Annotated in this window: 13 protein-coding genes and 4 tRNA genes; 14 read left to right on the forward strand and 3 right to left on the reverse strand. The window is 63.4% G+C overall.

Annotated elements, in window-relative coordinates:
• The first annotated feature begins 59 nt into the window (after positions 1-59).
• The 8 genes from AC1DTQ_RS12815 (at position 60) to ychF (ending at position 6,985) form a co-directional block, all read left to right on the forward strand.
• Entirely contained in the window at positions 60-1,739 is a 1,680-nt protein-coding gene (locus AC1DTQ_RS12815) for a tetratricopeptide repeat protein (RefSeq protein WP_477850047.1), read from the forward strand.
• Positions 1,736-2,389, forward strand: a complete 654-nt coding sequence (lolB, locus tag AC1DTQ_RS12820; protein WP_477850048.1) for a lipoprotein insertase outer membrane protein LolB — start codon at positions 1,736-1,738, stop codon at positions 2,387-2,389. The genes AC1DTQ_RS12815 and lolB overlap by 4 nt, the downstream gene beginning before the upstream one ends.
• On the forward strand, positions 2,386-3,258 hold the full coding sequence (ispE, locus tag AC1DTQ_RS12825) for a 4-(cytidine 5'-diphospho)-2-C-methyl-D-erythritol kinase (protein ID WP_477850049.1): 873 nt from the start codon (positions 2,386-2,388) through the stop codon (positions 3,256-3,258). Before lolB ends, ispE begins: the two co-directional genes overlap by 4 nt.
• 11 nt (positions 3,259-3,269) lie before the next feature.
• Positions 3,270-3,345: transfer RNA gene (locus AC1DTQ_RS12830), tRNA-Gln, on the forward strand.
• 98 nt (positions 3,346-3,443) lie between these two features.
• Positions 3,444-4,403 (forward strand): ribose-phosphate diphosphokinase, encoded by a 960-nt coding sequence (locus tag AC1DTQ_RS12835; protein WP_477850051.1) that lies wholly within the window; start codon positions 3,444-3,446, stop codon positions 4,401-4,403.
• A gap of 111 nt (positions 4,404-4,514) precedes the next feature.
• Positions 4,515-5,177 carry a 50S ribosomal protein L25/general stress protein Ctc gene (locus tag AC1DTQ_RS12840; RefSeq protein WP_477850052.1) on the forward strand — a complete coding sequence of 221 codons (663 nt, stop codon included), beginning with the start codon at positions 4,515-4,517 and terminating at the stop codon, positions 5,175-5,177.
• A 60-nt stretch (positions 5,178-5,237) separates the two neighbouring features.
• Complete coding sequence (gene pth / locus AC1DTQ_RS12845) at positions 5,238-5,819, forward strand: aminoacyl-tRNA hydrolase (RefSeq protein ID WP_477850053.1); 582 nt, start codon at positions 5,238-5,240, stop codon at positions 5,817-5,819.
• Positions 5,820-5,893: 74 nt separating this feature from the next.
• Positions 5,894-6,985: a redox-regulated ATPase YchF gene (gene ychF, locus AC1DTQ_RS12850; protein ID WP_477850054.1), complete on the forward strand. Its 1,092-nt coding sequence runs from the start codon at positions 5,894-5,896 to the stop codon at positions 6,983-6,985.
• Positions 6,986-7,101: 116 nt separating this feature from the next.
• Here the strand turns inward: ychF and AC1DTQ_RS12855 are convergent, their stop codons facing one another.
• From AC1DTQ_RS12855 to AC1DTQ_RS12865, 3 genes are all read right to left on the reverse strand, one after another.
• A complete protein-coding gene (locus AC1DTQ_RS12855; protein WP_477850056.1) occupies positions 7,102-10,197 on the reverse strand; it encodes a TonB-dependent receptor domain-containing protein in 3,096 nt (1,031 codons plus the stop codon).
• A 98-nt stretch (positions 10,198-10,295) separates the two neighbouring features.
• Positions 10,296-11,399 carry a FecR family protein gene (locus AC1DTQ_RS12860; RefSeq protein WP_477850057.1) on the reverse strand — a complete coding sequence of 368 codons (1,104 nt, stop codon included), beginning with the start codon at positions 11,397-11,399 and terminating at the stop codon, positions 10,296-10,298.
• On the reverse strand, positions 11,377-11,964 hold the full coding sequence (locus AC1DTQ_RS12865; protein WP_477850058.1) for an RNA polymerase sigma factor: 588 nt from the start codon (positions 11,962-11,964) through the stop codon (positions 11,377-11,379). Before AC1DTQ_RS12865 ends, AC1DTQ_RS12860 begins: the two co-directional genes overlap by 23 nt.
• 107 nt (positions 11,965-12,071) lie before the next feature.
• Here AC1DTQ_RS12865 and AC1DTQ_RS12870 point away from each other — a divergent pair, with 107 nt between their 5' ends.
• From AC1DTQ_RS12870 to AC1DTQ_RS12895, 6 genes are all read left to right on the forward strand, one after another.
• Positions 12,072-13,181, forward strand: a complete 1,110-nt coding sequence (locus AC1DTQ_RS12870) for a cyanophycinase (RefSeq protein WP_477850059.1) — start codon at positions 12,072-12,074, stop codon at positions 13,179-13,181.
• 34 nt (positions 13,182-13,215) lie between these two features.
• Entirely contained in the window at positions 13,216-14,265 is a 1,050-nt protein-coding gene (locus tag AC1DTQ_RS12875; protein WP_477850061.1) for an isoaspartyl peptidase/L-asparaginase family protein, read from the forward strand.
• Positions 14,266-14,571: 306 nt separating this feature from the next.
• Positions 14,572-14,657 (forward strand) — tRNA-Tyr (locus AC1DTQ_RS12880).
• A gap of 42 nt (positions 14,658-14,699) precedes the next feature.
• Positions 14,700-14,773, forward strand: a tRNA-Gly gene (locus tag AC1DTQ_RS12885).
• 91 nt (positions 14,774-14,864) lie between these two features.
• Positions 14,865-14,940, forward strand: a tRNA-Thr gene (locus tag AC1DTQ_RS12890).
• Positions 14,941-15,015: 75 nt separating this feature from the next.
• The coding region (locus AC1DTQ_RS12895) for a GTP-binding protein (protein WP_477850062.1) at positions 15,016-15,259 on the forward strand (244 nt) is incomplete at its 3' end.

Consider the following 15,259-nt stretch of genomic DNA (forward strand, 5'->3'; position numbering starts at 1 on the left):
TGCTTGCGCTAAGCTTCTGGCCATTCGAAGGCCGCCATTTTACGGCCCGGCTGGTCTACATGCCCGCAATGATTCGTATCACCGTTGGCGTACTGCTATTCCTATCCATGGCTTGCCCCCTGCTGGCCGCCCCCGCGCCCCATAAATCCCAGACTGCGAAGTCCCCGGATGCGCTGACCCCGGTAATGGCCGGCGAGTTCGCTTTGCAGGCCGGCCAGTTGCCCGAGGCCTCGCGCTGGTATCTGCAGGCCGCCCAGGCGGACGACGACGCCGGCTTGGCCGAGCGCGCCACCCGCATCGCCCTGCTGGCCAATGATGACGCCAGTGCGACCCAAGCGCTGAAGCTCTGGCGGCAGCGTGCGCCCCAGTCGCTGGCCATGCGCGCGGCCGAGGCCGCGCTGGCGCTGCGCAAGAACGACGCTCCTAGCGCGCAACGCGAACTGGACGCGCTGCTGCGCGACAAGGAAGACATGGGCTGGCGCTACGCGTTGACCGTGCTGGGCAGCGGTGGTCGCGATCCGGCGTTGTCGGCGCGGCTGCTGGATGGTTTCGTTGACGCTGGCGCGATCCCGGCGAATCTGCAGGCCTGGCTGGCCTTCGGCGGGCTAGCGCAGTCGCTGGAGCAGCCGAAACTGGCCGAACGCATTGTGGGCGAAGCGGTGAAACGCTTCCCGAGCGAGCCGCGGGTCGCCTTGCTGCATGCCAGCCAGCTTCGCCAAGCCGGCGACACCGAGCAAGCGCGCAAAATACTGACCGATTTGTCGAGCGCGGCCGTACTGACGCCGGAAATGCGGCTGGCCATCGCCGCCGAATACGATGCGATGAGCGATCCGAAGCAAGCGGCGGCCACCTTGGCGCGCGGCCCGCAGGACAACCAGAGCTATGGCTTGCGCGCCTCGCTGCTGGCCAAGGCCGAAGACACCATGACACTGACCGTGCTGTACGACGAACTGCGCAAGGATGCTGGCAAGCCGGACCCCGAGCGCCGATTGCTGATCGGACAGATCGCGCAGTTTCTCAAGCGCCCGCAGGAAGCGCTGGACTGGTACCGGGGCGTTCCCGGCGGTCCCCAACGCACCGAGGCGCGCTTGCGCATCGCCAATGTCCTGTTCGAACTGGGCCACAAGGAAGAAGCCTTCGCCGATGCCCGCGCGCTGCAGGGCGACGCCAGCGCCGACGACGAGGCGCGACGCGGCGCCTACCTGCTGGAAGCGGAGTTGAAACAGAAAGACGATGACGATGCGGGCGAACTGGACGTGCTGGCGCGCGGGCTTGCCGCCTACCCGGACGACAATGCGCTTCTCTATGCGCGTGGCCTGGCCTGGGAGCGCCGCGACCGCATCGATCGCGCCGAAGCCGACCTGCGCAAGATCCTGGTCACCGATCCGGAAAACATCGCTGCGCTCAATGCGCTCGGCTACACCCTGGCCGACCGCACCACCCGTTATCAGGAAGCGCTTGAGCTGATCGACCGCGCGCGCGCGGCCGAGCCCGACGAAGCGGCGATCATCGACAGCTACGGTTGGGTTCTCTATCGCCTGGGCCGTAACGCCGAGGCGCTGGTCGAATTGCGCCGCGCTTTCACCCTGCAAAAAGACGCAGAAATCGCGGCGCACATCGCGGAGGTGCTGTGGTTCACCGGCAAGCAGGAAGAGGCGCGCAAGTTCTTCGAGGAATCACGCAAGCTGGACTCCGAAAACCGCTCGCTGCAGCGCGCGCTGGAGAAGACCGGCGCATGATCTCCCTCCCACGTTTGATGGCGGTGGGCGTGTCGCTGATACTGGCGGGATGCGCGACGCGGGCGCCGCAGGCCTCGCTACCGCCAGCGTTATCCGAACCGAAAGCGATACAGGCCGCCGAGCAAGTCCAGACACAGCGTGCGGCGTGGCTCGACCTTCATCGGCAATGGTCGTTCGAAGGTCGCGTGGCCATCAACAACGCCGGCAAAGGCGGTAACGGCAGGATCGACTGGCAGCAGGACGGACCGCGCTATGTGATTTCGTTGAGCGCCCCAGTCACCCGCCAGAGCTGGCGGCTGATCGGCGACACCCACTCCGAAGCCGGGCGGCTGGAGGGTTTGGAGGGCGGCGTGCGCGAAGGCGAGGACGCCGAGGCTTTGTTGTTAGAGGCGACCGGCTGGGACATACCGGTCAACGCGCTGGCGCGCTGGGCCCAGGGTCTCTCCGCCGAGGGTCTGCCGAGCGAAAACCAGGCTTTTTCCGCTGAGGGCCGCCTGCAGACGCTCGAGCAAGGGGGTTGGCGCATCGATTACGCCGAGTGGTTCGACGCCGCAGGCCAACAACCGCAACTACCGCGCAGGATCGAGGCCCGGCGCGACCGGGCGACCGTGCGCTTGATCGTCGACCGCTGGGACTTCACCGCCCAATGAGCGGTTTCGCAGCGGAAGAGGGCTGGTCGGAATGGCCGGCGCCCGCCAAATTGAACCTGTTCCTGCAGATCACCGGCCGTCGTCAGGACGGTTACCACCAGCTGCAGACTGTGTTCCGGCTGCTGGACTGGGGGGACACTTTGCATTTGCGCGTTCGTGGTGATGGCCAAATCGTCCGGCTTGGTGTGTCGGTCGAAGGCGTGGCCGAGGCGGATGATTTGGCAGTCCGGGCGGCTCGTCTGCTGCAATCGGAAGACAAAGTCGGTCAAGGTGCAGACATCTCCGTCGAAAAGCGTATTCCTGCAGGCGGAGGTTTTGGCGGGGGTTCGTCGGATGCGGCTACCGTGCTGGTTGGCTTGAACCATTTGTGGGGACTGGATCTAAGTCCGGACCGGTTGGCTGCCCTAGGCTTACAGCTTGGCGCAGATGTCCCCGTCTTCGTGCGCGGTGAGAACGCCTGGGCCGAAGGAGTGGGGGAGGAATTAACCCCGATCCCGCTTGCTCCCGCTTGGTATGTGCTGGCCGATCCTGGAATTCATGTGCCCACCAAGGACTTGTTCCAAGCCCCTGATTTGACGCGCAATGCTGCACCCGCGAAAATAGCGGACTACGTTTCGGGAAATTTGCTCGGCAATGCGTTCGAGCCGGTCCTGCGTCGTCGCGAATCCGCCATTGAGGCGGTGTTCGCTACGCTTTCGCGGATCGGCACGCCACGCCTCACCGGGTCCGGCAGCGGTTGTTTCGTCGAGTTCACCGATCGCGCTTCCGCTGAAGCCGCGCTTGCTGGGTTGCCGGAAGGATTACGCGCCTGGATCGCGGCGGGCGCGGATCGCTCGCCGTTGCACGCCTCCCTGACGAAGAAGCTTTAAAAACAAATTACTGGGGCGTCGCCAAGTGGTTAAGGCACCGGGTTTTGATCCCGGCATTCGTAGGTTCGAATCCTTCCGCCCCAGCCAATTTTCCGGGAACGGAGAATGGGATCGGAAATGGCCAAGCTCCAAAGCCTGACCATTCCCTGTTCCCGATTCCGCATTCCCATCACCGGACCCACGACATGCAAGACGAACGCAACCTGCTTGTCTTTTCCGGCAACGCCAACCAGCCGTTGGCCGCCAGCATCTGTCGCGAACTCGGCATACGCCAGGGCAAGGCGATGGTGTCGCGCTTCTCCGATGGCGAAGTGCAGGTGGAAATCGAGGAAAACGTGCGGCGGCAGGAAGTGTTCGTGATCCAGCCGACGTGCGCGCCCAGCGCGGAGAATCTGGTCGAACTGCTGGTACTGGTGGACGCGCTCAAGCGCGCCTCCGCCGCCAGCGTCACCGCAGTGGTGCCTTACTTCGGTTATGCGCGCCAGGATCGCCGTCCGCGTTCGTCGCGGGTGCCGATCACGGCCAAGGTGGCGGCGAAGATGTTCACGGCCGTCAACGCGGACAGAGTGCTGACCGTAGATCTGCACGCCGATCAGATCCAGGGCTTTTTCGACATGCCGGTCGATAACGTTTACGCGTCGCCGTTGCTGCTCGCCGACATCTGGCGCGCCTACGGCACCGAAAACCTGATCGTGGTGTCGCCGGACGTAGGCGGCGTGGTGCGGGCGCGGGCCGTGGCCAAGCGCCTGGACGACGCCGATCTGGCCATCATCGACAAGCGCCGTCCGCGCGCCAACGTGTCCACGGTGATGAACATCATCGGCGACGTGGAAGGCAAGACCTGCGTGCTGGTGGACGACATCGTCGACACCGCCGGCACCTTGTGCGCAGCGGCCGCCGCGCTGAAGGCGCAGGGCGCGTTGAAGGTGGCGGCGTACTGCACCCATCCGGTGCTGTCGGGCCCGGCGGTGGACAACGTCAACGCGTCGGAGCTCGACGAGTTGGTGGTCACCGACACCATTCCGCTGTCGGCCGCCGCGAGCGGCTGCAGCAAGATCCGCCAGCTCAGCGTGGCCGAGCTGTTGGCGGAAACCATTCGCCGGATCGCCTTTGGCGAATCGGTCAGTTCGCTCTACGTGGACTGAAGCAATCGGCAGGCAGCCATTCCGGCTGTCGGCCAAACTAGCTCACCTGGTCGCGGGTGAGCTTCCAAAACCGCCGCGAGGCGGTTCATCCAACCGAAGGTAGTAAAGAAAATGGCAATCACACATGAAATCAAGGTGCAGCGCCGCGAAGACGAGGGTAAGGGTGCGAGCCGCCGCCTGCGTCGCGCCGGTACCGTGCCGGCCATCGTTTACGGTGGCGAACTCAAGCCGGTCAGCATCCAGCTGAACCACAACGACGTCTGGCTCGCCAGCCAGAACGACTGGTTCTACGCGTCGATCCTGGACCTGAGCCTCAGCGGCGACGTGCAGAAGGTCCTGCTGCGCGACATGCAACGCCACCCGTTCAAGCAGCAGATCCTGCACCTGGATTTCCAGCGCGTGAACGAGAACGAAGCACTGCGCGTCTCGGTGCCGTTGCACTTCCTCAATGAAGAGAAGTCGCCGGCCGGCAAGGCCGCAGAAGTCGTGGTCACCCACGAATTGAACGAAGTGGAAATCAGCTGCCTGCCGAAGGACCTGCCGGAGTTCATCGAGATCGACCTTTCCGCATTGGAAGTCGGCACCGTGCTCCACTTGTCCGATCTGAAGCTGCCGAACGGCGTCGAAATCCCCGAGCTGAAGCTGGGCAAGGAACACGACGTGGCCGTGGTGATCGCGAAGTATGGCCAGGAAGAAGCGGAAGAGGTCGATCCGGCCGCTGTCGCCGAAGTGCCTGCCGCCAAGGTCACCAAGAAGGACGAGCCCAAGAAGTAATCGCCTGACGGTGCGTCCGCCTCGGCGGGCGCACCGGCAGACATACCGGCGATTCTCGCGATGGCAGGATTACGTCTCATCGTCGGGCTGGGCAATCCCGGTCCCGAACACGCGCGAACCCGGCATAACGCCGGGTTCCGCTTTGTCGACACGCTCGCCGAAAGGGAGGGCGTGCGCTTCGGCCTGGAAAGCAAGTTGTTCGGCGAAACCGCGAAGATCCATATCGGTGGCGAGCCGATCTGGCTGTTGAAGCCTTCCACCTACATGAATCTCAGCGGCAAGTCGGTGACCGCTGCGCTGCGCTACTGGAAGATCGCGCCGGAAGAAGCGTTGCTGGCGCACGACGAGCTGGATCTCGCCCCGGGCACCGCACGGCTCAAGTTCGATGGCGGCCACGGCGGCCAAAACGGATTGCGCGACACCATGCAGTTGCTGGGCAACGGCAAGTTCCACCGGATGCGCATCGGCATCGGCCATCCTGGCCACAAGGACAAGGTGACGGGCTGGGTGTTGGGCAAGCCGGGCAAGGACGATGAAATACTGATCGGTCGCGCCATAGACGATGCGATCGATGCATTGCCGCTCGCGGTTGCCGGCAATTTCATGGATGCGATGACGCGGTTGCATACCTCGAAAGAATGAAGACGGCAAAGAGTCAAAAGCAAAGGGTCACAGCGTGCACCTTTGCTTTTTACTTTTCAGCATTGGCAATACTCATGGGCATCAAATGCGGCATCGTCGGCCTGCCTAACGTCGGCAAATCGACCCTCTTCAACGCGTTGACCAAAGCGGGCATCGCCGCGGCCAACTTCCCGTTCTGCACCATCGAGCCTAACGTGGGCGTAGTGCCGGTGCCGGACCTGCGCCTGAATCAGCTGGCCGAGATCGTGAAGCCGCAGAAAGTGCTGCCGACCGCGGTCGAATTCGTCGACATCGCCGGTCTGGTCGCCGGCGCGGCCAGCGGAGAAGGTCTGGGCAACAAGTTCCTGGCCCACATCCGCGAAGTGGACGCTATCACCCACGTGGTGCGCTGCTTCGAGAACGACGACGTCATCCACGTCAACAACAAGGTCGATCCACTTTCCGACATCGACACCATCGATACCGAGCTGGCCCTGGCCGACCTGGACAGCGTGGAAAAGGCGTTGAACCGCGCCGAACGTTCGGCCAAGCAGGGCGAGAAGGACGCCATCGCGCGCAAGCCGGTGCTGGCCAAACTGCAGGCCGCACTCAACGACGGCAAGCCGGGCAGGACGGTCGGCCTGGACGAGGAAGAGCTCGCGCTGGTGCGTGACATGTTCCTGCTCACGCTCAAGCCCGTGTTGTACATCGCCAACGTGCTGGAGGACGGTTTCGAGAACAACCCGCACCTGGATGCGGTGCGCGCGCGCGCCGCGGCCGAGGGCGCCGAAGTGGTGCCGGTGTCCGCCGCGATCGAGGAAGAGCTTTCGCAGATGGACGACGCCGACCGCGACACCTTCCTCACCGACATGGGCCTGGACGAGCCCGGCCTGAACCGGGTGATCCGCGCGGCCTATAAACTGCTGGGCCTGCAGACCTATTTCACCGCTGGAGTGAAGGAAGTGCGGGCCTGGACGGTGAAGGCCGGTTCCACCGCGCCGCAGGCCGCGGCCGTAATCCACACCGATTTCGAGAAGGGCTTCATCCGCGCCGAAACCATCTCCTTCGACGACTTCATCAAGTACAAGGGCGAAGCGGGGGCCAAGGAAGCCGGCCGCCTGCGCCTGGAAGGCAAGGAATACCGCGTGCAGGAAGGCGATGTGTTGCACTTCCGCTTCAACGTCTGATCGGGCTTTCGTTTTTCTATCCGACGAGTCCGGTCGCAGCAAGAAAAAAACCCGCCGAAAGGCGGGTTTTTCGTTTTCATTCCTGGCCAGTTCATTCCTGGCTAGAAACGGTGCGTTTACAGCGCTTCGCCACCCAGCTTCCAAGTGATCTGCAGGTAGTAGCTACGTCCCATGGAGTCGAACCACGAGGTGTCGTAGTACGGGTAGTTCGCCCAGGTCGCGTCCCTTGGCGGCATTTTGTCCAGCAGGTTGTTGACGGTCAGCGACACGCGCAGATGATCGTTGATGTCGTAGCGGGTGCCGGCATTGAAACGCCAGCTGGCCGGCGTCCATGCATCGTTGTCGTAGTTGGCGACGCGGCCGACGTAGGTGCCGAACAGACTAGCGCCCCAGGCATTCCGGTCCCAGCTAACGCCTATATTGCCCTTGGTACGCGGCAGAGTGGTGGCGGCGAAGCTGACATCCAGCATGTCCTCGGTCGGATCGCCCGGGTACTGTTGACGGGTGTGCTTGTGGGCCCAGTTGTAGTTGGCGTTGAAATTGAACTTGCCGGCAGTAGCGGTTTGCAGGCGATAGTTGGCGGTCACGTCGATGCCCGACGTTTCTTCGTTGGCGATGTTGATGGGGGCGAAGTGGACGCTGGTGATGGTGCCGTCTTCGTCGCGGATGACGCGAGCGAGCGCGTCGACGCAGGTCGGCGAAGTTATGTCGACCGGATCGCCGTCGTTAGTGATGCCAAGCCGGCAATTGGCTTCGTCGATGCGCAGCTGCTCCCTGCTCTGCGCCTGCACCTGGTTCGACACGCTGATCTTGTAGTAATCCACGGCCAGGTCGAAATTGGCGCTCGGTGACCAGACGAAGCCCGCGGTGAACGATTTGCTGGTTTCCACGTCCAGCTCCATGTTGCCGGCGTAGACGTCGAACGTGTTGATATCCCAACTTCCGTCGTCGTAGCAGTCGCCGTCGCTCATGCCCGGTTCGTCGGTGCGGCACTGGTAGTAATCGGTCGAGACCGTGCGGTAGAAGTCATCGCCCGCAAATAAGTAATGCATGTCCGGCGCACGGAAGCCGGTGCCGTAGGAACCGCGCACCAACAGCGTGTCCAGCGGACGCCACTCAAGGCCCAGGCTATAGGTGAACTTACCCGGGTCCTTGTCGCCATAGCTGTAGCGGTCGTAGCGACCGGCAAAACTGGCTTGCAGGGAGGTCAGCAAGGGCACGCGCAACTCGCCCGCCGCGCTCCAGTGGTCGCGGCTGCCATGGCCATCGCCGTAGCGCGGGCCGTAGTAGGCGTCGGCGGTCAGGGCAAGGGGATCGGGGTTGATGCGGTAGGACTGGTCGCCGTATTCGATCGCGCCCGCGAAGCCGACGTCGCCGGCTGGCAGGGAGAACAGGGCGGTGGTATCGAACGTGAAGCTGAGATTGTCGTTCTTGGCGACGGGGTGCCAGGTGGACATCACGCCGAAGGTGGCGAACTCCGCCGGCGTCAGCGGCGTGAACAGGCGCGTCGGATCCGGGCTGTAGATCGCGTAGCCATCGGCGTCATAGCCCAGCCGTTCGCCCAGGAAAAAACGGTTGGCGACATCGGCCTTGATGCGCGGCATCTTCACGTCGGCCTTGTACTGGGAGTGGTTGTAGGCCGCTTCCCAGTTCCAGTCCTCGCCGAACTTGCCACTGAAGCCGGTGGTCACCGCCAACGTCTTTTGGACAGTTTCGTTCATGCGGTTTTCCAGACCGCCGACTTCCTCGGGTGCGAACTGCCGCGACCAGATTTCGTAATGGCCGGTGGCGGCGTTGTAGAAGATCTTGTCGTTGTTGTCGGTAGAGTTCGGGTCGTGGAATTCCCAGGCCATGTGGTCGCTGGTCACGTCGTTGCCGTTGGTGCCGGTGAGCAGCTTGACCGTCTGGCGCCCCAACTGGACATCGGCGAACCAGGACAAGGCATCGGAAAAGCGATATTCGAACGAACCGTAGAGATTGGCGCCCTTGCGTTCGTTCTGGATCGTGCGATAGGCAATGGCGCGTTCGCTACCGCAATAGGGCTCGCCGAACCTATCTTCCGCCAGCACAGTGGTGCCTTCGTTCAACCCCGACAACGCCGCGCAATCGTCGGCCAGGGCGATATTGACGTCATCGTCCCAGTCGTACAGCTGGGCGATGAGTCGGGGTAGGCGCCGACGCGACGTGGGTGCGTCGAGCGTGGAGTCCTGGACATCGCGATCGGAACCCCACAACGGGCGCTTGTTCAGCAGTTCCAGACCGACGATACCGCTGAAGTTGTCCCGTTCGAAGCCGGTAGTGAGCGACAGACGGTGAGATTCGCCGCCGCCGCGCTCGGTGTCGCCGTAGCGGTAGTCGATGATGGTGCCGTCGGTGGATTTCTTGAGGATGAAGTTGATCACACCAGCCATGGCGTCCGAGCCATAAACGGCCGAGGCGCTGCCGGTCAGCACTTCGACTCGGTCGATCATCCCCAACGGGATGTTGCCGATGTCGGTGAAGTTGCTGCGGCTGTTCAACGGCAACGGAAAGTCGGCGATGCGGCGACCGTTGATCAACACCAGGGTGTGATTGGGTCCCAGGCCGCGCAGGTCGACCGCTTGGGCGCCGGGTGTGGATTGCGCGTTAGTGGTGTTCTGCTGACCATAGACGCTGCCGCTGTTCTGGCTCAGCGAGCGCAACAGATCCGGGACGGACGTAAGACCGGCCGCTTGGATCTGCTCAGCGGTGATCAGGGTGATCGGTGCAGGGCCTTCGAGCTGCGCGCGCGGAATGCGCGAACCGGTGACCTGGATGGTTTCGAGTTCCTGCACCGCCGGCGGCGCTTCTTCGGGCGCGGTCGGCGCCTGCTGCGCCATGGAAACTTGTCTGGCCGGCCTGGGTTTGGCCGGCGCGGCGCGTTTGACGATGACCATTGCACCGGAAGCGTCGCGCTGGGCGACGAACTGGCTGCCCCGCAGCAAGCGGTCGACCGCTTCCTGTGGCGACTTGGCGCCCTGCACACCGGAAGTGCGCAGGCCCTGGAGTTGGTCGGCGCGGTAAACGAATTGCGCACCGGACTGACGGGCCAGCGCATCCAGCGCGGCGACCAGATCGCCGGCCGGGAGGTTGATGGGGGCCGATGTGGGAGTTTGCGCCTGGGAGGCCAGGGCGGTCAGTGAGACAGAGCAGGCCAGACTCAACAACAACATACGGAACGGACGACGTAGCATCTTTTTCCCCATTGGCGCACGGGACTGCGCCCACGACTTACATGGACGAACGAACCCGATAAATCCCCCCATCGACATTCGCGGCCCGGAAGGGTGGATCAGTGGCTATGCAGAACGATACGGTCCGGGTGGCGCTCGGCCCGGACCGGGAACCCCTGTTCGAGCAAGCGTACGAACGCCTCGGTATTGGACCAGCGGAAATTGCCACCCACGCGCATCGCCGCCACTTCCGTATCGCCCATGACGATCTTGCGTGCGTTGTAGCGATTGAATTCGACCGCCGCCGCTTCCAGCGGCGTATCGCGGAAAGTGACGTAACCGCTGCGCCAGTCCAAATCCCGTTCGGCTTCTTCCACCGTGCCCGTGCGCACCAGCACCCCGCGGCGGCTGGCCAGCGCCACATTGCCGGCATGAAGCAGGGTAGTAGGCATCCGTTGCGGACCGGCGTCTCCCTCGGATTGCAGTCGCACCGTGCCTTCGGTCACCACCACCCGCAAATCCGCGCCATCCCTGCGAACCGCGAAGCGGGTGCCTACGGCCACTACCTGCCGTCCGCCGGCGCTGACCACGAACGGGCGGCCCGGATCCTTGGCTACCTCAAAAAACGCTTCTCCCTGTTGCAGATCGATATGGCGTTCGCCATTCGAGAGCGACACCTGCATCCTGCTGTCGCTGCTCATCGTGGCGTTGGAACCATCGGACAGCGGTACGCTGCGCAAATCGCCTAGCGCGGTGAGATAGGACGCCTGTTCCACCGATGCATGGCGCTGCCAGCCCCAGCCCAGCCCCGCCGCCAAGACCACCGCCATCGCGATGCCCGCATATCCGACCACGCGTGAATTGCGCGGCGGCCTGCGTGGGGCGAACGCCAGCTCGCGCAGGTCGGGCGGTCCCTTCGCTGCGTCCGTCTGCGGTGCGGAGTCGTCGGCAACGCTGGCGGCACGGGGTTCGTGCATGTCGAACGAAGCACGCGCCCATTGTCCGCGCGCGGGTATCTCGCCGGCCGGGACACCGGCTCCTAGTGCCTTCAGCCGTCCGCCGTGCGCCCATGCCGCCTCCAGCCGCAGAAAAGCTACCCGGTGCGCGGTGGCGTCGGCAAGCCACGCCTCTAGCTCCGCCTGAGCCTGCTTGTCCCAACCGTCGCCGTCGCGCCTGGCGAGCCAGGCCGCCGCGGTTTGTTCAATCTGTCTGCTGCTGGCCATGTTCGCTTCCATTTTCGGCCTGTGCGCGGTCTTGCCGCGCGTCCGCAACGGGTGCGCTACCGCCATAGAAGTGTTCGGCGAGCAAGCGCACGCCCTTGGCGATGTGCTTTTCCACGGTTTTCTCGCTGATACCCAGGCGCATGGCAACTTCCTTTTGCGGGAGTTCTTCGACCCGCCGCAGCCAGACCACTTCCCGGCAACGATCGGGAAGACGGTCGAAGGCATCGGCCAGCCGCTTGAGGGTCTGACGCCCGCTCGACCAGCGTTCGGGAGTCACCTCCTCTATCAAGACGTTCAAGGACTCGAAATCACCCACTGCCTCGATTGACACCACCCGGCTGCGACGCACGCGGTCGGCCATCAGGTGCCGCGCGGTAGCGAACAGGAAGGCCTTGGGCGTGGTGGGAAGCGCCTTGCCCGCGGCCTCGTAGACGCGGACATAGACCTCCTGGCGCAGGTCGTGCAGCTCGTCGCGATGCGGCCAGCAACGGCGCAGGAAGTAGCTCAGCGCCTGTTCGTGCACCAGGATCTCGCTGGCGAACCAGGCGTCGAGCGATTCGTTCATGCGCCGACCTTAACCCAATCGGCGACCGTTCCGCAGGCGACGAAAGAGGGTAGGGAAACGGCGCCTCCATTCGTCAGTATCGGCACCCCGCTTTCCAGGTCGACGACATGAGCCAGCCGCAAACCGCCTTCCGGCGATCCAGCAACACCGGCCTGGCCTGGCTCTGGTGCTGCGTGGTGGCGCTGGTTCTGTGCGTCGACTCTGTCGCGGCGAAGACAACGGGCGACAGCGCCCAGCGCGACGGCTACCACTACTACGAAATAGGCGACATGACGGCGCCGCGCCCCGAAAAGACGCAACCGGGTTTGATGCTGGTCGGCGGCGGCGAATGGCCCTACGAAGCGTTTCGCTGGATGATCGGCAAGGCCGGCCATGGCCGTATCGTGATCCTGCGGGCCTCCGGCTCCACCGAAGCACAAGACGAATTCTTCAAGGACGTCGGCGGCATTATTGCGGCGCAGACGCTGGTGTTCGAGGACCGGCGCGCCGCCAGTGATCCGGCGGTGCTTGAAATCGTGCGCAAGGCCGACGGCCTCTTCATCGCCGGCGGCGATCAGGCCAACTATGTGCGCTACTGGAAAGGCACGCCGCTCAACGACGCGATCAACCAGCATGTCCGCGACGGCAAGCCGCTGGGCGGCACCAGCGCCGGGCTGGCCATCATGGGCGCCTTCAGCTACGGCGCCATGGACGGCGGCAGCCTGACCTCGGAAGACGCATTGAAGGATCCGATGGGCCCGGCAGTCACCCTGGTCGACGATTTCCTGCAACTGCCCCCGCTTCCGGCGCATCGGGTCATCACCGACAGCCATTTCGGCGCACGCGATCGCTTGGGGCGGTTGCTGACTTTCGTCGCCCGTCTGTCCAAAGAGCAGGCCACCTCCGAGATCAGGGGACTGGGCGTGGACGAAAACACGGCGCTGTGCATCGACGGCGATGGGACCGGCAAGGTCTTCACCGATACAGGCGGCAAGGTCTGGCTGGTATTGCCGCAGAGGTTAATGGAGCTGACTGCCAAGGATGGCCCTCAGTCCTACCGAGAATTCATGAAAGGGCGGGTACAGGCCGGGCAAGCTCTTGATTTTACTGGCTTCAAGGTCACCGGTATTGGCGCGGAAAGCCGATTGTTGCTGCCCGACTTCATTGTTGAGAACCCGGCCTTCCAATCCGAGGCCGATGTGGTGAAAGGCCGCTTGGTAGTCCGCCAGTTAGACTGAAATCCTCCCGACCCCGAAAAAGCCGGAAATCCCGATGAAAAAACTGCGTCTTTGCGCTGCTTTGCTGGTCCTGCTTGCTCCTACCCTCCAGGCGGCACAGCCGGACGACAGCGTGCTGCTGATCCACGGGGGCGCTGGCGTAGTGCGCAAAGACATGACCCCGGCCGACGAGGCCGCGGTGCGCGCGGCGCTGGAGCTGGCCCTGCGCAAGGGCCACGAACAGCTGACCGCCGGTAAACCCGCATTGGACGCGGTGACCGCGGCGATCACCGTGCTGGAGGATGACCCCCATTTCAACGCAGGCAAGGGCGCGGTCTTCACCCACGATGGCAAGAACGAGCTGGATTCCTCGCTGATGGACGGCGCCACCCTCAAGGCGGGCGCGGTGGCTGGGGTGCACACGGTCAAGAACCCGATCCTGCTGGCGCGCGCGGTGATGGAGAAGTCCGAGCACGTGATGATGGTCGGGCAGGGGGCGGAAATATTCGCGAAAGAACAAGGGGTTACGTTGGTCGACCCGTCTTATTTCCGCACCGAGAAGCGCTGGCAGCAGCTGCAGAAGGCGCTGAAGGAAGAGGCTTCCGGCCAGGCCCACACGGATCTGGGTCATCCTGATTTAGAGCCGGCCAAACACTTCGGCACCGTCGGCGCCGTGGCCCTGGACCGGCAAGGCCATCTGGCCGCCGGTACCTCCACCGGAGGCATGACCAACAAGCGTTACGGTCGGGTCGGCGATTCGCCCATCATCGGCGCCGGCACCTATGCCGATGCCGGCTGTGCGGTCTCCGGGACCGGCTGGGGCGAGTTCTACATCCGCGCCGCCGCCGCCCACGACATCTGCGCGCGCATGGCTTATTTGAAGGAAACCCCGCAGCAGGCTGGCGAAACTGTCATCAATCAGATCATCCCCAAGCTGGGCGGGGATGGCGGGGCCATCGTGCTGGGCGCCGATGGCGCCATCGGCACGCCTTTCAACACCGAAGGCATGTATCGCGGCTGGATCGGCGCCGACGGCGTACCGCATGTGGCCTTGTATTCGGACGAGATGCTGCCATCTCATCCGCCTGCCGCAGCCAAGCCCTAAACATCAACGTGGGAGCGGCGTCCCGCCGCGAGCTTTTGCAGCACAAATCCAGAGGCAAGAGCTCGCGGCGGGACGCCGCTCCCACCGCTACTACTTCACTTTCCGGAGCAGGACAGACAAATAGATCCGTCCGAGTCAGCCTGAACGGGAGTGACCCTGAAGCGCTCTTGCACCATCCCCAGGATCAGTTATCCGGAGATCGGAGTGAATGTCCGGTTGACAGTGCCTGGACTACAGGCGAAAATCTCCGGCTGTTTCACTCCGGTTTGATTTGGCCGGCTGGGCTTCATCGAATCTACGCAATCCGGAGGGATACCCAAGCGGCCAACGGGGGCAGACTGTAAATCTGCTGGCTTACGCCTTCGGTGGTTCGAATCCACCTCCCTCCACCAGTTTCATGTGTCATAGCAGTTGTCATACGAGTTCCCCTCGGCGCGGGAGTAGTTCAATGGTAGAACCTCAGCCTTCCAAGCTGATGGTGCGGGTTCGATCCCCGTCTCCCGCTCCAACGAACGCAACGCGCTTTACGAGATACCGCAAAATTTAAGCAACACGTTTTTTAGCAGCATGTTCTTTAGCAGCAAGTTCTTTAGCAGCATGCTCACGTAGCTCAGTCGGTAGAGCACCTCCTTGGTAAGGAGGAGGTCGAAGGTTCGATTCCTTTCGTGAGCACCACCTTGCAAGAGCAGCACCTTGCAAAGCTCCATGCAAAACACCATCCATTAACGATCTACTCGAGAAGAAGCAGCCATGGCAAAGGGTAAATTCGAACGCACCAAGCCGCACGTGAACGTGGGCACGATTGGTCACGTTGACCACGGCAAGACGACGCTGACGGCGGCGCTGACGAAGATCGGTGCGGAACGTTTCGGTGGCGAGTTCAAGGGTTACGACCAGATTGACGCGGCGCCGGAAGAGAAGGCGCGCGGCATCACGATTTCGACGGCGCACGTGGAATACGAATCGGCCAACCGCCATTACGCGCACGTCGACT

It is taken from the genome of Pseudoxanthomonas sp. P4_B2 (assembly GCF_056402315.1).